The sequence below is a fragment of the Actinoplanes sp. CA-030573 genome, from assembly GCF_050951115.1.
Classification (GTDB): Bacteria; Actinomycetota; Actinomycetes; order Mycobacteriales; family Micromonosporaceae; genus Actinoplanes.
Window position 1 is genome coordinate 9,599,560 of record NZ_CP192038.1, and the last position, 23,209, is coordinate 9,622,768.

18 protein-coding genes are annotated in these 23,209 nt (G+C 71.3%); 9 read left to right on the forward strand and 9 right to left on the reverse strand.

Features of this window, described 5'->3' with window-relative positions:
- Position 1 precedes the first annotated feature (1 nt).
- From ACQP2F_RS44570 to ACQP2F_RS44585, 4 genes are read left to right on the forward strand one after another with little or no spacing between them, the layout of a single operon-like run.
- Entirely contained in the window at positions 2 to 1,984 is a 1,983-nt protein-coding gene (locus tag ACQP2F_RS44570; protein ID WP_433298834.1) for an MFS transporter, read from the forward strand.
- A 5-nt stretch (positions 1,985 to 1,989) separates the two neighbouring features.
- A complete protein-coding gene (locus tag ACQP2F_RS44575) occupies positions 1,990 to 2,538 on the forward strand; it encodes a hypothetical protein (protein ID WP_433298836.1) in 549 nt (182 codons plus the stop codon).
- Complete coding sequence (locus ACQP2F_RS44580; RefSeq protein WP_433298838.1) at positions 2,535 to 3,650, forward strand: M23 family metallopeptidase; 1,116 nt, start codon at positions 2,535 to 2,537, stop codon at positions 3,648 to 3,650. Before ACQP2F_RS44575 ends, ACQP2F_RS44580 begins: the two co-directional genes overlap by 4 nt.
- A complete protein-coding gene (locus ACQP2F_RS44585; protein ID WP_433298840.1) occupies positions 3,647 to 4,252 on the forward strand; it encodes a hypothetical protein in 606 nt (201 codons plus the stop codon). Before ACQP2F_RS44580 ends, ACQP2F_RS44585 begins: the two co-directional genes overlap by 4 nt.
- A 3-nt stretch (positions 4,253 to 4,255) precedes the next feature.
- Here the strand turns inward: ACQP2F_RS44585 and ACQP2F_RS44590 are convergent, their stop codons facing one another.
- Positions 4,256 to 4,792 (reverse strand): hypothetical protein, encoded by a 537-nt coding sequence (locus ACQP2F_RS44590; RefSeq protein ID WP_433298842.1) that lies wholly within the window; start codon positions 4,790 to 4,792, stop codon positions 4,256 to 4,258.
- A 148-nt stretch (positions 4,793 to 4,940) separates the two neighbouring features.
- Between ACQP2F_RS44590 and ACQP2F_RS44595 the strand changes: the two genes are divergently transcribed.
- The 3 genes from ACQP2F_RS44595 to ACQP2F_RS44605 are packed head-to-tail and all read left to right on the forward strand — an operon-like array spanning position 4,941 to position 8,492.
- Positions 4,941 to 7,532 (forward strand): FtsK/SpoIIIE domain-containing protein, encoded by a 2,592-nt coding sequence (locus tag ACQP2F_RS44595; protein WP_433298844.1) that lies wholly within the window; start codon positions 4,941 to 4,943, stop codon positions 7,530 to 7,532.
- Positions 7,529 to 8,212 (forward strand): hypothetical protein, encoded by a 684-nt coding sequence (locus ACQP2F_RS44600; protein WP_433298846.1) that lies wholly within the window; start codon positions 7,529 to 7,531, stop codon positions 8,210 to 8,212. Before ACQP2F_RS44595 ends, ACQP2F_RS44600 begins: the two co-directional genes overlap by 4 nt.
- Before the next feature lie 19 nt (positions 8,213 to 8,231).
- Complete coding sequence (locus ACQP2F_RS44605) at positions 8,232 to 8,492, forward strand: hypothetical protein (protein ID WP_433298848.1); 261 nt, start codon at positions 8,232 to 8,234, stop codon at positions 8,490 to 8,492.
- Between the two features lies 1 nt (position 8,493).
- Here the strand turns inward: ACQP2F_RS44605 and ACQP2F_RS44610 are convergent, their stop codons facing one another.
- The 7 genes from ACQP2F_RS44610 to dacB form a co-directional block, all read right to left on the reverse strand.
- Positions 8,494 to 8,898 carry a RidA family protein gene (locus ACQP2F_RS44610; protein WP_433298850.1) on the reverse strand — a complete coding sequence of 135 codons (405 nt, stop codon included), beginning with the start codon at positions 8,896 to 8,898 and terminating at the stop codon, positions 8,494 to 8,496.
- A gap of 63 nt (positions 8,899 to 8,961) precedes the next feature.
- A complete protein-coding gene (gene folE / locus ACQP2F_RS44615; protein WP_433307895.1) occupies positions 8,962 to 9,609 on the reverse strand; it encodes a GTP cyclohydrolase I FolE in 648 nt (215 codons plus the stop codon).
- Positions 9,606 to 11,621, reverse strand: a complete 2,016-nt coding sequence (ftsH, locus tag ACQP2F_RS44620; RefSeq protein ID WP_433298852.1) for an ATP-dependent zinc metalloprotease FtsH — start codon at positions 11,619 to 11,621, stop codon at positions 9,606 to 9,608. Before ftsH ends, folE begins: the two co-directional genes overlap by 4 nt.
- A 248-nt stretch (positions 11,622 to 11,869) precedes the next feature.
- Positions 11,870 to 12,445: a hypoxanthine phosphoribosyltransferase gene (gene hpt / locus ACQP2F_RS44625; protein ID WP_433298854.1), complete on the reverse strand. Its 576-nt coding sequence runs from the start codon at positions 12,443 to 12,445 to the stop codon at positions 11,870 to 11,872.
- Between the two features lie 139 nt (positions 12,446 to 12,584).
- Entirely contained in the window at positions 12,585 to 13,547 is a 963-nt protein-coding gene (gene tilS, locus ACQP2F_RS44630) for a tRNA lysidine(34) synthetase TilS (protein WP_433298856.1), read from the reverse strand.
- Positions 13,548 to 14,609 (reverse strand): zinc-dependent metalloprotease, encoded by a 1,062-nt coding sequence (locus ACQP2F_RS44635; RefSeq protein ID WP_433298858.1) that lies wholly within the window; start codon positions 14,607 to 14,609, stop codon positions 13,548 to 13,550.
- A 52-nt stretch (positions 14,610 to 14,661) separates the two neighbouring features.
- Complete coding sequence (dacB, locus tag ACQP2F_RS44640; protein WP_433298860.1) at positions 14,662 to 16,449, reverse strand: D-alanyl-D-alanine carboxypeptidase/D-alanyl-D-alanine endopeptidase; 1,788 nt, start codon at positions 16,447 to 16,449, stop codon at positions 14,662 to 14,664.
- Between the two features lie 312 nt (positions 16,450 to 16,761).
- On the opposite strand from dacB, the gene ACQP2F_RS44645 reads away from it, so the two are divergent.
- Positions 16,762 to 17,262, forward strand: a complete 501-nt coding sequence (locus ACQP2F_RS44645; RefSeq protein WP_433298862.1) for an inorganic diphosphatase — start codon at positions 16,762 to 16,764, stop codon at positions 17,260 to 17,262.
- Between the two features lie 183 nt (positions 17,263 to 17,445).
- Here ACQP2F_RS44645 and eccD read toward each other — a convergent pair whose 3' ends face one another.
- Positions 17,446 to 18,879 carry a type VII secretion integral membrane protein EccD gene (eccD, locus tag ACQP2F_RS44650; protein ID WP_433298864.1) on the reverse strand — a complete coding sequence of 478 codons (1,434 nt, stop codon included), beginning with the start codon at positions 18,877 to 18,879 and terminating at the stop codon, positions 17,446 to 17,448.
- A gap of 214 nt (positions 18,880 to 19,093) precedes the next feature.
- Between eccD and eccCa the strand changes: the two genes are divergently transcribed.
- A complete protein-coding gene (eccCa, locus tag ACQP2F_RS44655) occupies positions 19,094 to 23,068 on the forward strand; it encodes a type VII secretion protein EccCa (RefSeq protein ID WP_433298866.1) in 3,975 nt (1,324 codons plus the stop codon).
- The last annotated feature ends 141 nt before the right edge of the window (positions 23,069 to 23,209 follow it).

Below are 23,209 nucleotides of genomic sequence, written 5' to 3' on the forward strand. Positions count from 1 at the left end.
GATGCTGCGGCGAGCGCTGGCGCTGGCCATGACGATGTTCGTCACGGTGGTGGCGTCCATCGTCTGGGCAGTGGCGGCGCCGAGCGCCGCAGACGCCGCCATCGGCGGCGGCGTGCTGAAGGCCCCCGGCGGCGCGTGCAGCACCGAGGAGTGGCAGCAGGACTTCAAGTCGTGCGTGAGCCGGCTGGCCGACGTCGGCGCGGATCGCGCTCGATGTCTGCTGCCGCCAACGCCGAGCACGCCGGATTCCGGCCTGGCCGGCTGGTTCGCCGAGAAGCCGGAGTCAGCGGATGGGCTCGGTTATGACGGCCTCTACAGCAAGTACGGCTACGCCGGGTACAGCTATACGACGTATGACCTGGATAGTGGCTGTGCATCGACCTTAATAGATCCGGACTACAAGTTCGAGACAACCGTGGCCAACGGCGAGTTCATGATGGCCACGGCGGTGATCGGCGCCTCGAACGCACTGCGCGAGCGGGCCTGGGATCCGCAGGCCCTTTGGGGTTGGGCCGACCCTCTGGTCGACCAGGCGACCAAGGCTGTCTACGAGAAGGTCTTCAGCGTCTTCGGGGTCATTACCCTCGCCATCGTCGGTCTCTATCTGCTGTGGCGTTCACGTCAGGCCGAGATGGGCGCGGCGACCACGACGGCCGGATGGGCGATCCTCGTCATGGTGGCGGTGACCGCCATCGCGGCATGGCCGGTGCGATCCGCGAATCTGGCCGACCAGACGCTCGTCACCAGCCTCGGTGTCGTGCACGACGCGGTCGGTCCACGCGCTCACAACACACCACCGGGTCAGTGTGACGACCCGACTCCGGGTGCCTGTGACGACAACCGCCCGCCGGCCGTGCGCGCGAGCGACACCGCGACCGAGACGATCCTCTACCGGAACTTCCTGCGAGGTCTCCTCGGCTCGGCGGACAGCGAGACCGCGAAGAAGTACGGGTTGGCGCTCTACGACGCCAAGTCGATCTCCTGGCAGGAAGCGGAGAAGCTGCGAGCCAATCCGCAGACCCGCGACGCGTTGATCAAGCAGAAGAACACCCAGTGGGAGAAGGTCGCCCAGCAGATCAAGCAGGAGGATCCCGAGGCTTACCAGTACCTGCAGGGCGTCAACGGGATGGATCGCATCGGCGCCGGCTTCATCGCGGTCCTCGCGGCGATCATGTTCGCGATGTTCGATCTGACCGCGTCGGTCCTGGTCCTCCTCGGCTTCCTGATCTTCCGGTGGGCGGTCATCGCCGCGCCGATTCTTGGCACCGTGGGGTTGCTCCGCCCGGCCAGCGCCGGCATCCGGCGGCTCGGTAACGCCGTCGTTGCGGCGATCTTCAACATCGCGATCTTCGGCACCGGCGCCGCGATCTATCTCTTCGCGGTCGACCTGATCATGAATACCGCGAGCCTGCCCGGCTGGCTGCAGGTCGTGCTGGTCTGGCTGTGCGGCGTGGTCGGCTGGCTGCTGCTGCGGCCCTACCGCCGGATCACGCAGCTCGGCGGCAAGGACGGCACGCGGGCCATCGCCTCGGCCGGCCAGTGGCATCGGCGGTTCTTCCGGGACATGCGCGAGGCGGCCAAGCTCGACATTGCCGAGGGCGGCGGAACCCGCGAGCCCACCATGGGCAAAAACGGTCGTACGGTCTACGCCGACCAGAGCAACCTGCGTCCCGAGGCACGCCTCGAGGACCCGGCCCACAACGCGGCCGGACGGGAGCTGGAGCCGGCCCGGACGGGCGGTCGCGAGGTCGTCCCCGCGCAGACGCGCCCGGACGGCAGCGAGTCGGTCCACGACGCCCCGCCCACGACCGGCGACCGGCCACGCCAGGAGCCTGCCCCGACGCCGGCCCGGACCAGGCGGTCGACCGGCTGGACCGAGCCCGACGTGTCCGAGCAGCCGGCGTCCTACGCGATCTATCGACCGGAAACCGGGAGCACGACCCGCGAGCCGGCGACCCCTCGGGTGCGCTCCGAGGCTAAGTGATCGGCATGCCTCGGATACTCGAACAGGGCCTCAACGGGATCTTCCGCTCGCGCGTCGGCGTCGCCATCGTCATCGTCGCGATCATTGCCGCTGTAGTCGGTCTCGGCCGGATCTTCGCCGACGGCAAGGACGCCGCCTCGCCCAATCTCGGCGTGGCGTCGGCCGCGCCGGTGATCAGCATCGACCCGAGCGATGAGGACAGCGTGATCGACACGGCGCCGCCGCCGAGCCCGTCCACCAGCCGGGGCCGGGCCCAGCCCGAGACGGTGGCTTACGCGTTCGCGTCGGCGTGGTCCAACCACAAGGGCATTACGCCCAAGGCGTGGCGCGACCGCCTGCTTCCGAACTCGACGAAGAACCTCGCCGACGAGCTGAGCGGCGTGGACCCGGCCGGCGTCCCGGCCGATCGCGTGATCGGCAAGCCGTCGCTCGTGCCGGTCAGCGCCACCGTGGTGACCGCGGTCGTCACCATGGACTCCGGAAAGCTCACCCTGCGCCTGGTCTCGCCGGACGGCCACTGGCTCGTCGACGGGATCGACTGGGACAACTCGTGAGCCTCCCGCGGCCCCGCAGAATAGTCCTGCTGGTCGCGCTCGTGGTGACGCTCGCCCTGCTCTGCTGCGGCGGCAGCGTGACCGCGATCCTGCTGGGCGGCCTCACCGACAACAACAACGGCAAGCTCAACGCATCCCTCGGCTGCGGCAAGGGCGGGCCGGTCGACCCCGACGCCAAACTGCCCCGCGTACGGCAGTACGGGGCCGCGCAGATCCGGAACGCCGCGATCATCATCAACGTCGGCCACAACCTGAAGATGCCGCCCCGGGCCTGGGTGATCGCGGTGGCCACCGCCATGCAGGAGTCGCGGCTGACCAACCTCGGCAACCTGGGCGCGCGCAACGACCACGACTCGCTCGGGCTCTTCCAACAGCGACCGAGCTCCGGCTGGGGCGCTCCGGCGCAGGTCACCGATCCCGTCTACGCGAGCACCAAGTTCTACCAGAAGCTCAAGACAATTCGGGGCTGGGAGACGATGCCGCTGACCGAAGCGGCTCAGCGAGTGCAAATCAGCGCCTATCCCGACGCGTACGCGAAACACGAACCGGTTGCCACCCAGATCGTCAATGAGCTCGCCGATGGCGCCGCCGGCGCCGTAGGCAGCTCGATCACCATGGTCTGCGCCTCGGCCGGGCAGATCGCGGCCTCCGGCTGGACCATCCCGCTCAAGGCCGTCGTCGGCTCGGGGTTCCGGACCGCGGATCGCCCCACCCACCAGGGCGTCGACCTGATCGTCGGCCGCTACACCCCGATCGGCGCGGTGGCCAGCGGCATCGTCTCCAAGGTCAAGTGCGACGAGGACCACAGTGGCCGGCAGACCTGCGACGTCGACGGCTACCCGGGCAAGGGCGGCTGCGGCTGGATGGTGGAGATCCAGCACGCCGGCAACATCATGACCCGGTACTGCCACATGGTGCAGCGGCCGTTCGTCAAGGAGGGCCAGCAGGTCAAGGCGGGCGAGATCATCGGACGGGTCGGCACCAGCGGCAATTCATCCGGGCCACACCTGCATTTCGAGGTACACCTGAACAATGACCGGTCGAGTGCCGGCGCGATCGACCCGGTGCCGTTCATGAAGGAGCAGGGCGCACCGCTGGGAGGTGAGGGATGACCGGAGGAGCTGTGCCCGACCCGTTCGCCGCGCATCCCGAGTGGGCCCTGAACCCGCCGCGACCCATCGTGCCCACCCCCGCCAACATGAGCGGCCAGCTGCGCGGCCGCCGGGTGGTGGTCGGCCTGCCCGGGCACGGCTGGCGTGCCGACCTGCGCGCCGACGAGAAGGTGGTGCAGGCCAGCCGTACGTACGTGCCGGTGATGGTCGAGTCCGAGTGGTATCGCGCCGAGGCCGAGCAGACCGAGGTCTTCGCGCCGCTGGTGCCGATCGAGCGGGTCTGGGTCGAGGAGTTCGGCATCGCCGGGTCGTTGTCCGCGGACCAAGGCATCGGGTCGCGGTTGGTGTCGCTCGACGAGCCGCCCCGCCGCGAGCCGGTAGCCGCCCTGGACGCGGGCGCGCTGACCGGGCGGCGGGTCGTGAGGATGCTCGATGACGGCGGCGAGCGCCGAAACTTGCGAGCGGTGACCGAGCTGCACACGAACGACGTCGGCGACGTATGCGCCCGAGTGGCCGGCGAGCTGGACTGGTATCGCTGGGCATGGAGCGGAAAGGCACCGAAGACGCTGGAGGTGCCCGCTCACCTCCTATGGGTCGAGTAGCAGCTAGCCGATCTTCGTTCCGGAGCAGAGGCGCCAGCTGCCGTCCTGGGAAACGACGCGGAATCGCCAGTCCTCGTTCCGGCTGCTGCTGATCTGGCCGTTGGCCGAGCCGGAGATGGTGAGCTGGGTGGTGACGTCCTCCTGGCCGGTCGTGACAGGCTGACGGGTGAGAGCGCCCCAGCTCACCGAGACCTTCACGTTGAACTGCTTCTCGCGAGCCACCAGCTGGTCGCGAAGGGCACTGATCTCGGCGAGATCGGGGTCTCTGCAGGTGAAGAGTGCTGCCGCCTTGTCGTCACGGTTGACCAGATAGGCGATGAGGAAGCTGTCCGTGACGACATCGGGCTCGCTGCGATCGACCTTCGTGGCTTGGTCGTAGACCAGGAAGACCACGCCCGCGCCGCCTAGGCAGAGGATTGCCATTACGCCGGCGAGGATGGCGAGGATCAGCCGCGGGCGGTTCGGGCGACGCTTCGGCGCCGTGGTGAGCGGGGGCGCGGGGGGCGGCGCTCCGGCGGAAGCGGGCTCTTGCGGCTGCACACATACGACAGTAGTGCCTCTCGGCACCCTAACCCTCCCACACCACCCACGATCGTGAATGTCGCGGCACGCAACGTGCTCGGCCCCGGGAACGCGATGTACGCCCCGGTCTGGGATAAGTTTTATCCGCACACAGGAGGTGAGGGCGGTGGCGGATTCGAGTTTGCGGGTCCAGCAGGCTGCTGCCCTGCATCGGCAGGCGGTCGCCGCCGTCGAGGCGGCCTCGGTCGCGCTCGAGAGCGAGGCCCCGCCGGCCGCCGATCCGCTCGAGCAGCACTCGCTGGCCGAGCAGCTGCGTGCGGCCGCGGCGGTGCTGGCGCCGGGCTGGCTGGGGTCGCCGCTGGACGCTCAGGCGGCCAGCACGCCGCTCGGTGGGGTCTATCCGCCGCAGTTCGTACGCCTCGGCATCGCACAGCCGCTCGACGACGCCACCTTCCCGGCCGTCATCCCGCTGCTCGGCACCGGCCACCTCACCGTCGACGCCAACGCCACCGACAACCGCGTCTTCGGCCTGCTGCGCTGCCTGCTGCTGCGTCTGGTGGCCGCGGCGCCGGCCGGGTCGCTGCTCGTGCGGGCGGTCGACGGCGTCGGCGGGGGCGCCGTGTTCGAGCCCTTCGCCGACCTGGCCGACGCCGGGCTGATGTCGCCACCGGCCACCGACCGGCAGGGGCTGCTCGACGTGCTCGCCGAGGCCGACAAGTGGCTGCGGCCGGGGCGGGGCGGCCCGCCGCGGCGCACCCGGCGCGACCGCATGATGCTGGTCGTCATCGCCAGCCTGCCCGCGCAGACCGAGGGCGAGGAGCTGCGCCGCATCGCCGCCCTGGCCCAGCAGGGTCCCGACTCGGGGCTGCACCTGATCGTCGCCGGGTGGCCGCCCCCGCCGCTGACGGCCGAGACGACCCAGCCGCCGCTGCCGCGCACGACCACGGTCTCGGTCCGCAACCCGTACGCGGTGATCGGCGACCCACCGGGCGCGACCTACGGCTCCGCGCCCGAGGCCACCTGGCTGAACGCGCCGGTCTTCCTCGACGAGGACCCGCCGCCGCACCTGGTCGACGCCGTCTGCCGGGAGCTGGCCACGCACTCGGCCGCGGCCTCGCGGGTCAGCCTGAGCGATCTGCTGCCGGAGCCGGGCGAGGAGCTGTGGGGCGGCGACGCGGCCGACGGGCTGGGCACGGTGGTCGGCCACGACGGCGAAACCCCGCTCGTGCTGCGCTTCAACGACCTGACCCCGCACTGGCTGGTGGGTGGGCGGTCGGGCGCGGGCAAGACCGCTTTCCTGATCAATGTGCTGTACGGGCTGGGCGCCCGGTACAGCCCGGCCGAGATGGCGCTCTACCTGCTGGACTTCAAGGAGGGCGTGTCGTTCGCCGAGTTCGTGCCGACCCGGCGCGACCGCACCTGGCTGCCGCACGCCCGCGCGGTGGGTGTCGAGTCCGACCGGGAGTACGGGCTGGCCGTGCTGCGCGAGCTCGACGCCGAGATGACCCGCCGCTCGGTGGCCTACAAACGGGCCGGCGTGACCAGGTTCGCCGAGTTGCGGCAGGCCGCGGCCGAGGAGGGCACGCCGAAGAAGCTGACCCGCATCCTCTGCGTCATCGACGAGTTCCAGGTGCTGCTGGCCGGCAACGACACGATCGCCACCGAGGCGGTGAGCCTGCTCGAGTCGCTGGCGCGCAAGGGCCGGTCGTACGGCATCCACCTGATCCTGGCGAGCCAGACGGTGCTCGGCGTCGAGGCCCTCTACGCCAAGCGCGACTCGATCTTCGGCCAGTTCCCGGTGCGGATCGCGCTGCCGGGCGGCGGCGACGTGCTGGAGCCGACCAACGACTCGGCCGCCGGCCTGCCGCTGGGCACCGCCGTGGTGAACACGGCGGGCGGTCTCGGCGGCCCGCGCGGCGCGACCCGCGGGCACGAGAAGACGGTCCGCTTCCCCGACCCGCACGCCGACCGCGACGTGCTGAGCGCGCTGCGGCACAAGCTGTGGGGCGCCCGCGACCCGGAGGCGACGCCCCCGCGCATCTTCGCCGGCTACGCCCATCAGCATCTGGCCGACGACCCGACCTATCGGGCCGCGCTCGCCGGCCGGGCGGCCCGGCCCGCCGCCCTGGTCGGCCGCGTGATCGACGTGAACCTGTCGACGGCGGCGTTCCCGCTCGACTCGTCGCCCGGCCGGCATCTGGCCATCTTCGGCTCCCAGGCGTCCGGCTCGGAGGTCCTCGACGCGGCCGCTCGCAGCGTGGCAGCGTTCCACCCGCCGCGTACCACCCGGTTTGTGATCGCCTCGCTGGTCGCCGAGGGTGACCGGCTCGCCGAGGCGCTCGCCGCCGAGATCGGCCACCGGCAGGAGGTCGCGCTGGTCGACGCCGCCGGGTTGGCCGCCGCCATGGATCTTCTCGACCGGCCCGGCTACATCGTGGTCTTCGGCATGGACGCGGCCGGCCCCGGCAGCCTGCCCGGCCTGCGCCGCCTGCTGCGCGAGGGCCCGAGTCACGGCGTGCACCTGCTGTCCTGGTGGCGCGGCATGCGGCGGTTCAACGAGGAGACCGGCGGCGTGGCCGGCCGCGAGGACGTGGCCGGGCTGCTGTTCCTCAACTGCGCGCCGTCCGATGTGGGCCTGATGCTGGGCCGGCCGGTCGACTGGCACCCGCGGCCGAACCGGGCACTCATGCACGACCGCCAGGCCGACCGCACGGTCAACGTCGTGCCGTTCGTGCAGGCGGAGAGCGACGAGCTATGACGGATCAGCAGGAACAGGCGACCGCCGGCATTCCGGCTCAGTCCATCCCGCCCGCTCCGGGGCCGTGGGCCGACTATCTGGCGGCGGCCCAGCGACTCGACGCGGTCCGGCGAGCCGCGAGCCAGGCGGCGGGCGAGCAGCAGGCGGCGGCGACGGCCGCGCGTCAGGAGCTTGCGGCCGTACGGGATCGACTTGCCCCGCAGCACGCTCGACTCGTACGCGATTTCGGCGTACCGGAAACCGATCTGACGCCGCACCCCGCCGAGCTGGAGTCCGCGTCGCTCGCCATGGCCGGGGGTTCGCCCGCCGTGCTCGCGTCGCTGCAGCAGGCCCGGCGGACCGCCGACGCCGCGGACGCCGCCATCATCGGACCGGGACCGGCCCGGCCGCTGCGCCCCTGGGCCCGGAACCTGCTGATCTACGGCCCGTTCGCGGCCGCCGTGCTCGTGGTGCAGATCGTGCTCTACCTGGTCGCGCCGCAGGGCTCGGTGCCCACCTACGCGCTGCTGTGCGGCCTGAGCATGCCGGTGCTCGCGTTCGGGCTGGGCTGGGTCACGATCGGCTTCGTCTACGGCAGCAGCAAGCCGGTTGACCGCACGCCGATCCTGGGCGCCGTCATCTGCCTCACGCCGGTGCTGCTGACCTGCATGGGGGTCGGCCTGCTCGCCTTCTTCCGATGACGAAGCGATAGGAGACACCGTGGCCAACGTCGAGGAAGTCAAGGCGCACGTGGCCGCCTCGGTCGACGGCGCCGGCCGGGCGGTCAACGGCATTCAGCAGGTCGGCAACCAGCTCGACGACGCGCTCGCGCTGCTGCGGATGACCGCGATCGGCTCGTTCCACCCGTCGGTGGCCTCCGCGATCTCGCAGCTGGAGCAGGCGCGGCTGCGGCTCGACGAGGCGGCCCAGCTCACCAGGGCCGCCATGGACGCGGCCGACACGTTCCGGGCGATCATCTAGATCAGGCGAGGGCGGCGGTGAGGTCCACCTCGATCAGCTGACCGTGATAGCCGAGCGATGCCACCCCGAGCAGCGTGCTGGCCGTCGTGAAGGCCGGGCCCAGCGGCGAGTCGTTGAGCTGGCGCCACACGGCGGCGAGCACCGCGCTCTCCGGGCTCACGACGTAGATGATCGACCGGACCACGTCCTCGGGCCTGGCTCCGGCGGCCGCCAGCACGGCGAGGCAGTTGGCGATGACCTGGGCGGTCTGGGCCGCGAAGTCGCCGGGCTCGCCGACCACGGTGGCGTCGAGGTCGAGCGGGCACTGGCCGGCGAGGTGCACGAGCCGGGTGCCGGCGGCGGTGATGGTGACGTGGCTGTAGCCGGCCGGCTCGTGGACGGTCGGCGGGTTGAACTTCTCGATCACCGGGCCAGTATCGCGGCGGCCGCTGATTGCTGACACCGATTTACCGGGCGTTGATCAGCGCGATCACCGGGCGTTGATCAGCGCCATCGCCTCGGCGCGCACCTTGCCGTCGGTCTGGAACGCGCCGCGGACCGCGCTGGTCACGGTGCGGGCGCCGACCTTGCGGATCCCGCGCATCTCCATGCACAGGTGCTCGCACTCGAGCACCACGATCACGCCGCGGGCCTCCAGCTTCTCGAGCAGGAGGTCGGCGATCTGGGAGGTGAGCCGCTCCTGCACCTGGGGGCGGCGGGCGTAGACCTCGACCAGGCGGGCCAGCTTGGAGAGGCCGGTGATGCGACCGTGCGTGCCCGGGATGTACCCGACGTGCGCGGCGCCCTTGAACGGGAGCAGGTGGTGCTCGCACATGCTCATCACCTCGATGTCGCGGACGAGCACGAACTCCTCGTGGTCGGCCTCGAACGTCGTGGTGAGGACCTGCGCGGGGTCGACCCGCAGGCCGGCGAAGAGCTCGGCGTAGGCGCGGGCGACCCGGGCGGGGGTCCGCTCCAGGCCGTCCCGGTCCGGGTTCTCACCGATGGCGATGAGGATCTCCCGGACCGCCTTCTCGATCCGGGCCAGGTCGACGGCCTGCTCCACCGGGGTGCCGGTGAGCTTGCCGTCGACCAGGCGCGCGGCGAGATAGTCGAGATCGTCGTCGTCGCTGATCAGTTACTGCCTTCCGCGATGCCGTTCGGGTTCGAGCCGCCGACCGCGAACTGCCCGTCGGCCTCGGCCTGCGCCTTCAGCTTCTCGCGCTCGGCCGGGGTCAGCACCGGCGGCGCCTCGGACGGCAGCCGCTTGCCGAAACCGTTGAACGGCGACATCGGCGGACGCTTGACCACGCGGGCGCAGATCCGGTCCATGTCCTCGCGGGTGATGGTCTCCTTCTCCATCAGCTCGAGGACCATGCTGTCGAGCACGTCGCGGTACTCGACCAGGATCTCCCACGCCTCGTCGTGCGCGAGCTCGATCAGCGCGCGGACCTCGGCGTCGATGTCGGCCGCGACCGCGTCCGAGTAGTCGCGCTCGTGGCCCATGTTGCGGCCCAGGAACGGCTCGTCGCCGCTGGTGCCGTACTTGACGGCGCCCAGCTTCGAGCTCATGCCGTACTGCGTGACCATGGCCCGGGCCAGGCCCGAGGCCTTCTCGATGTCGTTGCCGGCGCCGGTGGTGGGCTCGTGGAAGACGAGCTCCTCGGCGGCGCGGCCACCCAGCGCGTACGCCAGGGTGTCGATCATCTCGGCGCGGGTCTGGGTGTACTTGTCCTCGGTCGGCAGAACCAGCGTGTGACCGAGCGAGCGGCCGCGGGGAAGGATCGTGACCTTGTGCACCGGCGCCGAGTGCGGCAGCGCGTACGCCACCAGGGCGTGCCCACCCTCGTGGTAGGCCGTGATCTTCTTCTCGTTGTCGCTCATCGCCCGGGTGCGGCGCTCGGGCCCGGCGATGACCCGGTCGATCGACTCCTCGAGGAACTCGTTCGAGATCGCCCGCTTCTCGTTACGGGCGGTGAGCAGCGCCGCCTCGTTGATGACGTTGGCCAGGTCGGCGCCGGAGAAGCCGGGCGTGCGGCGGGCCACCGAGTCGAGGTCGACGTCGGGCGTGAACGGCTTGCCCTTGGCGTGCACCCGGAGGATCATCTTGCGACCCTCCATGTCCGGGTTGTCGACCGGGATCTGCCGGTCGAAACGGCCCGGGCGCAGCAGCGCGGGGTCGAGGATGTCGGGCCGGTTGGTGGCCGCGATCAGGATGACGCCGCCCTTGGTGTCGAAGCCGTCCATCTCGACCAGCAGCTGGTTGAGGGTCTGCTCGCGCTCGTCGTGACCGCCGCCCATGCCGGCGCCGCGGTGGCGGCCGACGGCGTCGATCTCGTCGACGAAGACGATCGCCGGCGCGTTCGACTTGGCCTGCTCGAACAGGTCGCGGACGCGGCTGGCGCCGACACCCACGAACATCTCGACGAAGTCGGAGCCGGAGATCGAGTAGAACGGGACGCCGGCCTCACCCGCGACCGCGCGGGCGAGCAGGGTCTTACCGGTTCCGGGCGGGCCGAACAGCAGCACGCCCTTCGGGATCTTGGCGCCGAGCGCCTGGTACTTCGCCGGGTTCTGCAGGAAGTCCTTGATCTCGTGCAGCTCCTGGACCGCCTCGTCGGCGCCGGCCACGTCCGCGAACGTGGTCTTCGGCGTGTCCTTGGTGATCATCTTCGCCTTGGACTTGCCGAAGTTGAGCACCCGCGACCCGCCGCCCTGCATCTGCGACATGAACAGCAGCAGCAGGACCACGAGGATCGCGATCGGCAGCAGGTTGATCAGCAGGCTGAAGAGGATGTTGTCCCCGGAGACCTTGGTGTCGATCGTCCCGGTGATCCGGCCGGCGGTCTTCGCCTCCTGGACGTCCTGCACGATCGAGTTGGTCGACTCGTACGGATACTGAGTCTCGATCTTGTCAGTCGTCTTGCCGTCGATCTTCTCGGCCGTCGCCAAGTCCATCTGGAGCGTCTGCTCCTTGTCCTTGATGACGACCTTCTTGATGCCCGGCTGATTGAGGCGCTCCAGCGCAACCGAGGTATCGACGCGCTGGTAGCTCGGACCACTGGTGAAGAACGAGCTCAGCGCGATAACGCCGATGATCACCAGAATGATCCAGACCACCGGGCGGCGGAAGAAACGCGTACGCTCCATGCTGTTGTCGGGCGGCGAGCGCCCGGACCCTCCTGATCGGCGTCCTGGTCACTTCAACGTCGCCGCCACCGGCGGCCCCGACGGCGTTAGTGACACTGCGCCATCGGTCACTCGACGGTACACCGTGGGTGCCGTTCGCGAACCCGTGAGCCCGGTGGCCGGACAGCAAACGGTCCCCGTCCGTTCATCCGTCTTTCGTGGCAAATCCACCCATAAAGACGGTTTCTGAGAGCTGGCTGAGAAAGTGTTCAGCTACGGGCGTAGACGTCCGGCTTCAGCACTCCCACGTACGGAAGCTCCCGGTAACGCTCGGCGAAGTCCAGACCGTAGCCGACCACGAACTCGTTGGGGATGTCGAAGCCGGCGTACTTGACCGGCACCTCCACCTTCACCGCGTCCGGCTTGCGGAACAGGGCGACCACCTCGACGCTCGCGGGCGACCGCGACTGGAGGTACTTCATCAGCCAGGAGAGCGTGAGCCCGGAGTCGACGATGTCCTCGACGATCACCACGTGCCGGCCGGTGATGTCGCGGTCCAGGTCCTTGAGGATGCGCACCACGCCCGAGGAGGTGGTGCCCTGTCCGTAGGACGAGATCGCCATGAACTCCATCTCGATGGACGGGCCGTAGTGGCCGAGCGCCCGGGCGAAGTCGGCCATGAACATGACCGCGCCCTTCAGCACGCAGACCAGCAGCACGCCACCCTCGGCGTCGGCGTGGTCGGCGGAGACCTGCTTCGCCAGCTCGGCGGTCTTTTCCCGGATCTGCTCCTCGGAGATGATCACGTGATCGATGTCGGCGTCGTACCAGGAGCCGTCAGCCATGACGGTAAGACTGCCGCATGAAGGTTGCGGTCCGTCGCACGGGGCCGTGGTCCGTCGCCGGGAAACCGCGGGAAATTTGCCCGTTCCGCCGCACAAGCCCGACGAATCAGGCACGGTGAGTGACGGTTCTCACAGGGCGTCAGGGCACTCGAACGAGTTCGCCGTGCACGCGGGCCACCCGAATCCCCCCGGGTAGGTACACCGGCCCCTGACCATGCCAATCGGTGATCAACGCGTCGAGCGCCCGCACGTGCCGGTGCGAGAGCGCCGAGCCCGGGGCCCCCAGCTCCTTGGCCCAGGCGTGCAGCACCCGGGTCCGCACGGCGTCCTTCTCCGGCTCGAGAGCCAAAACCTTCAACCCGCGTTCCCCGTACGCCGTGAGCAGCGCCGCCGTGGCGATCTCGTCCAGCGCCGCGTTGTCCGCCGCGATCTGGGCCGCCGATCGGGCGAGGTTGCCCACCACCGCCGGTCCGAGCGCCGCGACCAGCGCCGGAAGCGCCCCGCCGCGCACCCGCGAGCGGGCGAAGGCCGGATCGACGTTGTGCGGGTCGTCCCACGGCACCAGCCCGAGGGCCGCGCACGCCTTGCGGGTGTCGGCCCGCGCCACGTCGAGCAGCGGCCGCCGGAAGAGACCCTTGCGGGCCGGCATCCCGGCGATCCCGCGCGGCCCGGCGCCGCGGGCGAGTGCCAGCAGCACGGTCTCGGCTTGGTCGTCCCGGGTGTGTCCGAGCAGCACGGCCACCGCGCCGGTCTTCTCGGCCACGCTTCGCAGCGCCGCATATCGGGCCGTCCGCGCCGCCGCCTCGGGGCCGCCCGGCAGCCCCGTCACATCAACGGTCGCCACCTCGACCGGGTCAAAGCCCGCATTTGTCGCCCACTGCCCGACATTTCGGGCACGGAGGTCGGAGCCCTCCTGCAAGCCGTGATCGACCGTCACGAGCCCGACCGTGAGGCCACTCTCGCGGGTCACGAAGCGGGCGGCGGCGGCCAGGGCCAGCGAGTCGGCGCCGCCCGAGCAGGCGACGAGCACGAGGCCCTCCGGCGGCAACGACCGGCGGACCGCCTGTCGCACCGCCGCGACCGCCGCCGGGATGCGTGCCACCTACCCCTCGATCGAGGCCTGCGGCCCGTGCACCCGGGACACCCACGCGTCCGGGTCGCCGAGCTCCTCGAGCCGGGGCAAGGTCAGCGGCGAGTCGAAGACCTTGTTGAAGCCCTCCATGCCGACCCGCTCGACCACACCGTGCACGAACTTGCGGCCCTCGGCGTACTGCCGCATCTTGACCTCGATGCCGAGCAGGCGGCGTACCGCCTTCTCCAGCGGGTTGCCGGTCTCGCGCCGCCGGTTGAACTTGGAGCGGATCGACTCGACGCTCGGGATGACCTCGGGACCGACGCCGTCCATCACGAACTCGGCGTGGCCCTCGAGCAGCGTCATCAACGCCGTCAGCCGGTCGAGGACCGCCTTCTGCGCCGGCGTCTGCACGATGTCGATCACCGAGGCCCGGCTCTCCGGGTCGCGCAGCGCGTCGGACATGGTGGCGACGCCCCGGCGCAGGCGCTCGAGGATGTGCTCGCCGCTCTGCGACGCGTCGGTGAACGCCTGGACCTCGCCCAGGAAGTAGCCGCGCATCCAGGGCACGGCCGTGAACTGCGACCGGTGGGTCACCTCGTGCAGGCAGACCCACAGCCGGAAGTCGCGCGGGTCGGCGCCGAGCTTGCGCTCCACCTCGACGATGTTCGGGGCGTTCAGCAGCAGCTGGCCCGGGTTGCCGGAGAACACCTCGTACTGCCCGAGCACGCGGCCGGAAAGGTAGGCCAGGACCGTGCCGGCCTGCACGCCGGTGACCCGCGACCCGATCGCGTCGGCGAAGCCGCCCGGCTGCCGCTCGCCGGAGAGCCGGGTGACCAGGGGGATGATCACCTGCTTGAGGCCCTCGATGTTGACGGCGGCCCAGTCCTTGCGGTCGACCACGCGCACCGGCGGCACCTCGACCTGCGGGGTCAGGCCCGTGTACTCCGCGACGTGGCCGGCGGCCTCATCGGTGAGCGCCCGCAGCTCGGACACCACCTGCATCGCGTCCTCGTAGGAGACCGCGGGGCCCGATTTGGAGAGGGCCCCGGCGGTCGCAGCGGCCAGATCCCAGTCAACGAACTGCGCCATGACCCCACCGTACCCGCGGAATTCCAGCCCTGAACTCAGGTGAAACCCTGACTCAGCAGCCGCAGGTCACCAGCCGGGCCGGCACCTTGTCGAGGGCCGCCTTGGCGGTGAACGCGTTCGCCGACCCGCTCGCCATGATCGCGAAGACCAGCAGCCGGCCGTCCTTGGTCACCAGCTGGCCGGCCATCGTGTTGACCCCGCTCAGCGTCCCGGTCTTGGCCCGCACCACGCCCTGGCCGACCTGGTTGGGCCGGGGCGAGACGAACCGGTCGGCCAGCGTTCCCGACCAGCCGGCCACCGGCAGGCCGCCGAGCATCCCGGTGATCTCCGGCAGCTTCCCGCTCGCGGCCAGCGCCAGCACCTGGGTGAGCAGCGTCGGGCTGATCCCGTTGTGCCGGGAGAGGCCGCTGCCGTCGTAGAGGTCGGCCTCGTCCCCGGGCAGTCCCATCTGCCGCAGCTTCGCGATGATCGCGTCGGTCGCGCCGTCGAAGGTGGCCGGCTTGCCGTTGGCCAGCGCCACCTGCCGCGCCATCACCTCGGCGAGGGTGTTGTCGCTCTGCTCCAGCATCCAGTCGGTGATCTGCACCAGCGGCGCCGACTGCACCAGGCCGAGGCGCGTGCCCGGCGCGATGGGAGCGGCCGCGGCCGAGGCCGGCGCGGAGGCGGCGGGGGCCTCGGGCGCCTTGTCCCGCTTCACCGATGCGGCCGGCGCCCCGAGCAGCTTCGCGAACGCCTTGCCGGCCGAGAGGGCGGGGTCGGCGAAGCGCGGGTCGCCGCCGTGCTCGTTGTGGATCGGCTTGATCCGCCCGCCGTTGGTCATCAGCGGCTGGATCCGGGCCACCTGCCCGAGCGGCGAGATGTCGTCGGACGCCCAGCCGGTGCCCGTCTCCGGCCCGCTGAACAGCGACGTGTCGATCGCGACGCTGGTCACCGGGGTCGCTCCGAGCGCCTTCTTCACCTGGCCGGCGAGCCGGTCGAGCCGGGCCGCGCCCGGGAAGAGCTGGTTACCGTCCACCGACAGCGTCGGGTCGCCCCCGCCGACCAGCACGACCTCGCCCGGCTCGCGGCCGGCCACCGCCGTGGTGCCGATCCGGTAGCCCGGCCCGCGCGAGGCGAGCACGGTCGCGGCGGTGAGCAGCTTCGTGGTCGAGGCGGGCGTGGTCGGGACGTCGGCATCGCGGGCGTAGAGCACCTGCCCGGATGCCACGTCGAGCACCGCCGCGTGCACGGTCGTGCCCAGCGCCGCCGAGCTCACCAGCGGGTCGAGCGCGACCTTGATCCGGGCCGGGTCGGGCTGCGTCCCGCCCGAGGCCGCCACCAGCACCGGCGTCGGCTCGGGATCGGGCGCCAGGGTCGCCCTGGCCGGCGACGGCGTGCTCCCGCCGGCCAGCAGGTTCTTGATCGGCCCGGGCCGTACGAGCGCCGCCACCCCGACGCCGAGCACCAGAACCAGCACCGCCGCGACCGAGGCGATGACCGGCTTCCGGCTCGCGACCGAGGCCCGCCGCTGACCCGCGGCCGGGACGCCGGGCTGCTCGTGGCCGGACGCGACCGGCCGCACCGCCGGCATCCGGGGAGGCGTCACGGCACCGGCCGGAACCTCGCCGCCCACCGCCGGCGAGCTGGGGCCGGCGACCCACGGCTCCTTCTCCTTCTGCGCACCGTCGGGCCCGACCGTGTTCAGCGGAACCGACGCCCGCCCGTACGTCCCACCGGTGGTAGGCGCCACCGGTGGCGGACTGCCCGGCGCCGTCGACCACGGGGACCCGCCGGGGTGCCAGCCCTGGCCGGAGCGCTCGTCGTCGCCGGGGTGCGGGCTTCGGCCGTACTGGGAATGCATTGGTCGATCTTCCGCCCGTCCGACGCCGCCGTGCCGTTGTTCCGGCTCTTCCCGCGAAGGCACGCCGGCCGCCGCCGTGAATGCGTTACCGTAACCGGAGGCCTGATGCGGCTCGGGCGCGCCGCCATAGACGGGCCCGTTGTGTGAATCTTGCCTCCCCACACGCCCCTCCTCGCCCGCCGCGCCAGACTTAGGGGAGACTAGCGACATCCGGCACACTGTTGCGCGCGGATCCTGTGGGCACTGAATTTCAGCCTCGGTTCCCCGCCCTCGTGACGGCACTTTTCGGTGGGCGAGTCAAGGGAGCAAATGATGGATTTCGACGTTCTGGTTGAGATCCCCAAGGGCCAGCGAAACAAGTACGAGGTCGACCACAAGACGGGCCGCATCCGTCTCGACCGGACCCTCTTCACCGCGACGCAGTACCCCGCGGACTACGGCTTCATCGAGGGCACCCTCGGTCAGGACGGCGACCCGCTGGACGCGCTGGTCCTGGTGCAGGAGCCGACGTTCCCGGGCTGCCTGATCCGCGCCCGCGCGATCGGGATGTTCCGGATGAGCGACGAGAAGGGCCGAGACGACAAGGTCCTCTGCGTTCCCTACGAGGACCCGCGCCAGGAGCACCTGCGCGACATCCACCACCTCGGCGAGTTCGACCGCATGGAGATCCAGCACTTCTTCACGGTCTACAAGGACCTCGAGCCCGGCAAGTCCGTCGAGGGCGCGACCTGGGTCGGCCGGGTCGAGGCCGAGGAGGAGATCCGCGCCTCGTTCAAGCGGGCCGAGACCGACGACGGCGAAGAGCACCACTGACCCCTGCCGGCTTTGTTTCCGGGCTCAGTCTGCCGGGCCCGATCTTTCAGTCCGCTTTCACCCCGCCTTCCAGCCCGCCGCCCGGCCATGATCGCCGCCGGCGGGCTGTTTCGCTTGCGGGGGTCGCGGCGATGTCGTGGTCGGTGGCCGAGCCGATGATCGGTGGTCGGCGTGGCTCGGGGATCAGAGGCTGATGCTGCCTACGGCGTTGTAGAGGCCCACCACCGCGCACGCGACCGGGATGACCGAGACCACGACCAAGGTGTCGAAGAGGTCGGCGGCGCGGCCCAGGTACGGCGACGGGGGCTTGCGCGAATACGTGGCGCCCGAGATGACGGTCACGATGGCCAGCAGCAGGCCTACGGCCGTCACCGCCAGCAGCTGCACCGAGTCGCCGCGCCAGACCAGGTCGGCGCCCAGGCAGAACGTGCCGACCAGGCCGCCGACGACGAGCGGCACGCGCTGGCGCAGGGTCACGAACAAGCGCGAGCGCAGCAGCAGGGCGGCCGACGAGACGGCCAGCAGGATGCGGGACGACAGGCTGCCGGAGGCGGCCAGCACCAGGAACGCGCCGGCCGCGAGCACCACGTGGCCGAGCAGCATGCCGGCCAGCAGCTCCTCGGTGCGGGTGACGGCGGCGAAGACGGTCGCGCGGTCGGGGCGCTCGCGGGCCGCGTCCAGCGGGTTGGCGGGGCCGGCCGCGGTGAAGCCGGCCGATGCGTCGATGCCCGTGGGCAGCGTGACCGGTGGCGTCGGCATCTTGCCGAACCGGATCGCCAGCAGGGGCAGCGCGCCGATGCCGCAGACCAGCAGCGAGATCAGCACCGCCGCCGCGCCGGCCGCCGTCGTGACCATGCTGACCAGCGAGGACAGGGCGCCGAGCAGCCCGACCACCACGCCCGCCGTGAACAGCCGCCGGTTGGCCGCGACGCCGACCCCACCGAGCACCGCCACCAGCAGCAGGGCGACCGAGCCGGAGAGCAGCTCCGAGTCGCCGAGCCAGGGCAGCGGGGCGAGCACGCCGACCTTGTCGTTCGAGGCGACCAGGACGGCGCCTCCGGCGAAGGCATAGGGCATCGCGTACGCCCCGAGCGCCGCACCCGCACGCGCGTCGCCGTAGGCCCGGGACGCGGTGACGCCGGCCAGCGCCAGCACGACCGCGACGACGAGCCCGGCGACGGCCGCGCCGTTCCAGGACGGGCCGGCCAGCAGGATCGCGATCAGGCCGAGCGCCAGCAGCACCCCGGCCGCGGCCAGCGTCGCCGTGCGGGTCGAGCTGGGCGTCCAGGCACTGCCCCGGCGGCGCGCGCCCTCGGCGATGGCCTCGACCACGTCGTCGTACTCGAGCTCCGGCCATTCGTTGTGGGCCGGCACGAGGTGGAGGACCTCACCGTCGCGTACGCCCTGGGGGAAAAGCCCTTGAGAAGTCGCGAGCGCGACCCCGTCGGTGCGCCGCAGCACCCACCCACCGTGTTTCTCGCCGTCGTCGGCGAGGCCCTCGCCGGCGTGCCGCAGCACCTCGGGCAGCAGCTCGGCCAGCGGCACATGCTCGGGAAGCGCCACGTCGACGCGACGGTGCGGCGCGCTGATGGTGACCCGGGCCAGACCGACGCTCACGCGACCACCCGCTCGGACATAGTGGCACCGCAGCCCATGAGCCGGGCGAATCGCATATTTCTGTGGCTCATGACTTCTTTTCTCCATCGATGGTGACGAGGCTGCGGGACTGAGCGCACTTTACCTACCATGGGCCCGTCGCGATGTCCGGCGGACGGCGCGCGGCAGCGGGGGGTGACCACACACCCTTGTGGACGAAGGGGATATTCCAGGCATGAGCACGGTGGTGATCAAGCGGTCGGCCCGCCGCCCGGCGCCGGAGATACCGACTGGGGAGATCGCCGTCGAGCCGCCTCCGGAGATCCCGCAGGCCGCCGGCGGTCGCTGGCAACAGGCGATGATGGCGCTGCCGATGCTGGGCGGCTCGGTGGCCATGGCGATGATGATGGGGCAGGGCAACCGCGGACCCTTCGCGTACGTCATCGGTGGTCTCTTCGGGGTCTCCTCGATTGCCATGCTCACCACCAGCCTGGGCGCCAGCGGCTCGCCGAAGAAGGCGGAGATGATGGCCGCCCGCCGGGAGTACCTGCGGCATCTGTCCGGCCTGCGGCGCCGGGTCCGGGAGACCGCCACCCGGCAGCGCGTCGGCCTGCTCTACCGCCACCCCGACCCGGTCCAGCTGTGGTCGACCGCGTCCAGCCACCGGGTGTGGGAGCGCCGGCCGGCCGACCCCGACTTCGGCGTGGTGCGGCTCGCGGTCGGCCCGCAGACTTTGGCCACGCCCCTGATCCCGCCGGTGACCCGGCCGCTCGACGAGCTCGAGCCGATGACCGCCGGTGCGCTGCGGCGCTTCCTCGACGCGTACTCGGTGGTCCCCGACCTGCCCGTCGCCGTCTCGATGCGCGGCTTCGCGCGGGTCTTCCTGCGCGGCGCCGGTCAGGCCGGCGAGCAGGACGCCCGCGCGCTGGCCCGGGCCGTGATCTGCCAGCTCGCCACGTTCCACGCGCCGGACGACATGATCGTCGCGATCTGCGCGGGCCCGGACCGGCGGGCCGAGTGGGAGTGGGTCAAGTGGCTCCCGCACAACCTGCACCCGTCGCGCACCGACGCGCTCGGCCACGTGCGTCTGGTCGCCAGCACCGGGCCCGACCTGGAGAAGCTGCTCGAGGACGTGATCGGCAACCGGCCCCGGTTCAACCCGGCCGGCATCTCCGGCCACTCGCCGCACGTCGTGATCGTGCTGGACGGCATCAACCTCAAGGGCGCCACTCAGCTCGACGACGGCATCGACGGGGTCACGGTGCTCGACCTCGACGAGCAGCCGCCGCGCCTGCTCGACCGGTCGCTGCTGGTGCTCGAGGTGGCGCACGGCCGCGAGCGGCGCGTGCTGAACACGTACGCGATGGACCACGAGGCCGAGGTCGGTACGCCGGACCGGTTGACCGTCGAGCAGGCCGAAGCCGTGGCCCGCCGGTTGTCGCCGTTGCGCCTGGCCGCGATGTCGAAGTCGTCGGACACCCCGCTCGCCACCGAGATGGGCCTGGCCGAGCTGCTCGGCCTGGGCGACCCCGAGACGTTCAGCGTGGCGCAGAGCTGGGCGCCCCGGCCGAACCGGGACAAGCTGCGGGTGCCGATCGGGCTCGGCGCCGACGGCAGCCCGGTCGAGCTCGACCTCAAGGAGTCGGCGCAGGACGGCATGGGCCCGCACGGCCTGCTGATCGGCGCCACCGGCTCCGGCAAGTCGGAGCTGCTGCGGACCCTGGTCATGGCCCTGGCCGCGACCCATTCGTCGGAGTCGCTGAACTTCGTCCTGATCGACTTCAAGGGCGGCGCGACCTTCTCCTCGCTCGACCGGCTGCCGCACACCGCCGCCGTCATCACCAACCTGGCCGACGAGCTGGTGCTGGTCGACCGCATGGTGGACGCCATCGACGGCGAGATGATCCGGCGCCAGGAGCTGCTGCGCAAGGCCGGCAACTACGCCAGCCTCCGCGACTACGAGAAGGCCCGGGCCGGTGGCGCCGCGCTGCCCCCGCTGCCCTCGCTGCTGGTCATCTGCGACGAGTTCTCCGAGCTGCTCAGCGCCAAGCCCGACTTCATCGACCTGTTCGTCCAGATCGGACGGCTGGGCCGGTCGCTCGGCGTGCATCTGCTGCTGGCCAGCCAGCGGCTCGAGGAGGGCCGGCTGCGCGGCCTCGACACCCACCTCTCGTACCGGATCGGCCTGCGGACCTTCTCGGCGCTGGAGTCGCGGGCGGTGCTGGGCGTTCCCGACGCGTACGAGCTGCCACGCGCGCCCGGGCACGGCTACATGAAGTTCGGCACCGAGCCGCTGACCCGCTTCAAGGCCGCCTACGTCTCGGGCCCGATGCGCAAGGCCGGCGCCCGCAACACCGGCGGTGGCGCCGCCGCCGTCCCGCAGGTCCTCGAGTACTCGACGCGCTACGTTCCGGCTCCCAAGCCGGTGAAGCCGGTCGAGCCCAAGTTCGAGGAGACCCCGGCCGGCGAGAGCGTGCTCGACGTGATGGTCGACCGGCTCAACGGCCAGGGCCCGCCCGCGCACCAGGTCTGGCTGCCGCCGCTCAACCAGTCGCCGGCGCTCGACGAGCTGCTCGGCCCGGTGACCACCGACCCGACCCGCGGCCTGGCCTTCGCCAACCCCGAGCTGCACGGCGCCCTGCAGGTGCCGATCGCGATGGTCGACAAGCCGCGCGAGCAGCTGCGCGACGTGCTCTGGCTGCACCTGGGTGGCGCCGCCGGTCACGTGGCCGTGGTCGGCTCGACCCTCTCCGGCAAGTCGACGGCGCTGCGCTCGATGATCTGCGGGCTCGCGCTCACCCACACCCCCGCCGAGGTCCAGGTCTACTGCCTCGACTTCGGTGGCGGCTCGCTCACCACGGTGCGGGACCTGCCGCATGTGGGCGGAGTGTCGGGCCGGCTCGACACGGTGGGCGTCCGGCGTACGGTCGGCGAGATCTCGACCTTGCTCACCGAGCGCGAGACGCGCTTCGCCCAGATGGGCATCGACTCGATGGCGTCGTACCGCCGGCGCCGGGCCAACGCCCTGGGCAACAACGGCGCCGACACCGATCCCTTCGGCGACGTGTTCCTGGTGGTCGACGGGTGGGCCACGCTCCGCAAGGAGTACGAGGAGCTGGAACCGGTCATCACCGACATCGCCACCCGGGGCCTCTCCTACGGCATCCACGTGGTGGCGGCGACGTCACGCTGGATGGACTTCCGCCCGGCCATCCGCGACCTGTTCGGCTCCCGGCTCGAGCTGCGCCTCGGCGACCCGAGCGACTCGGTGATCAACCGGCGGGCGGCGATGAGCGTGCCGGAGAAGCCGGGCCGCGGCATCGTCGAGCACCCGACCGACAAGAACAAATTCCTTCACCTGCTGACCGTACGGCCGGAGCTCAGCACCATGGCCGACACGAACGCCCTGGTGAAGGCCGTCGCGACCAACTGGCACGGCCCGCTCGCCCCGCGGGTGCGCATGCTGCCGTCCTCGGTGCCGTACGCGGAGATGGACCTCGACCGCGGCACCGGCCTGCGCCTGCCGATCGGCATCTCGGAGTCCGACCTCCAGCAGGTCGAGATCGACTTCGCGTCCGACCCGCACTTCCTGCTGTTCGGCGACTCCGAGTGCGGCAAGAGCTCGTTCCTGCGGGCGCTGGCGACCTCGGTGGTCCGGCGGTTCTCCCCCGAGGAGGCCCGGATCATCCTGGTCGACTACCGGCGCAGCCTGATGGACCTGCCCGAGTCCGAGCACCGCATCGGCTACGGCATCCAGGCCCAGAAGACGTTCGAGCTGATGCAGTCGGTCGCCGGCTACATGGAACGGCGCCTGCCCGGCCCCGACGTCACCGCCCAGCAGCTGCGCGAGCGGTCGTGGTGGACCGGTCCCGAGCTGTTCGTGCTGGTCGACGACTACGACCTGGTGGTGGCCGGCCCGACCAACCCGCTGACGCCGCTGCTCGAGTACCTGCCGCAGGCCCGCGACGTCGGCCTGCACCTGGTGCTCACCCGGCGGGCCGGCGGCGCGAGCCGGGCGCTCTACGAGCCGGTGATCCAGCGGCTGCGCGAGCTGTCGGCGCCGGGCATGGTGATGTCCGGCCCGTCCGACGAGGGGGCGCTGATCGGCCCGCTGAAGCCGACGCTCATGCCGCCCGGGCGTGGCCGACTGCTCACCCGCCGTGAGGGCGTACGGCTCGTGCAGCTCGCCCACCTGCCGCCCTATGCGTGACAGCTTTATCAGACAACCGGTGCGATATCCATTGACCAAGCCGAGCAACGAGGGCCGGTTTCGGAGTAATCTGCATCGACCCTCCGAGATCGGATCAGCGATGCGCGTGAGTGTGGAGTCTCGCCCCGCCCGGGCGCTGCC

What these genes read in the sequence shown, in the direction of transcription:
- ACQP2F_RS44570 (WP_433298834.1), top strand. Translation starts at nt 2, where the DNA reads ATGCTGCGGCGAGCGCTGGCGCTGGCCATGACGATGTTCGTCACGGTG.
- ACQP2F_RS44575 (WP_433298836.1), top strand. Translation starts at nt 1,990, where the DNA reads ATGCCTCGGATACTCGAACAGGGCCTCAACGGGATCTTCCGCTCGCGC.
- ACQP2F_RS44585 (WP_433298840.1), top strand. Translation starts at nt 3,647, where the DNA reads ATGACCGGAGGAGCTGTGCCCGACCCGTTCGCCGCGCATCCCGAGTGG.
- ACQP2F_RS44600 (WP_433298846.1), top strand. Translation starts at nt 7,529, where the DNA reads ATGACGGATCAGCAGGAACAGGCGACCGCCGGCATTCCGGCTCAGTCC.
- ftsH (WP_433298852.1), bottom strand. Translation starts at nt 11,621, where the DNA reads ATGGAGCGTACGCGTTTCTTCCGCCGCCCGGTGGTCTGGATCATTCTG.
- hpt (WP_433298854.1), bottom strand. Translation starts at nt 12,445, where the DNA reads ATGGCTGACGGCTCCTGGTACGACGCCGACATCGATCACGTGATCATC.
- ACQP2F_RS44635 (WP_433298858.1), bottom strand. Translation starts at nt 14,609, where the DNA reads ATGGCGCAGTTCGTTGACTGGGATCTGGCCGCTGCGACCGCCGGGGCC.
- dacB (WP_433298860.1), bottom strand. Translation starts at nt 16,449, where the DNA reads ATGCATTCCCAGTACGGCCGAAGCCCGCACCCCGGCGACGACGAGCGC.
- ACQP2F_RS44645 (WP_433298862.1), top strand. Translation starts at nt 16,762, where the DNA reads ATGGATTTCGACGTTCTGGTTGAGATCCCCAAGGGCCAGCGAAACAAG.
- eccCa (WP_433298866.1), top strand. Translation starts at nt 19,094, where the DNA reads ATGAGCACGGTGGTGATCAAGCGGTCGGCCCGCCGCCCGGCGCCGGAG.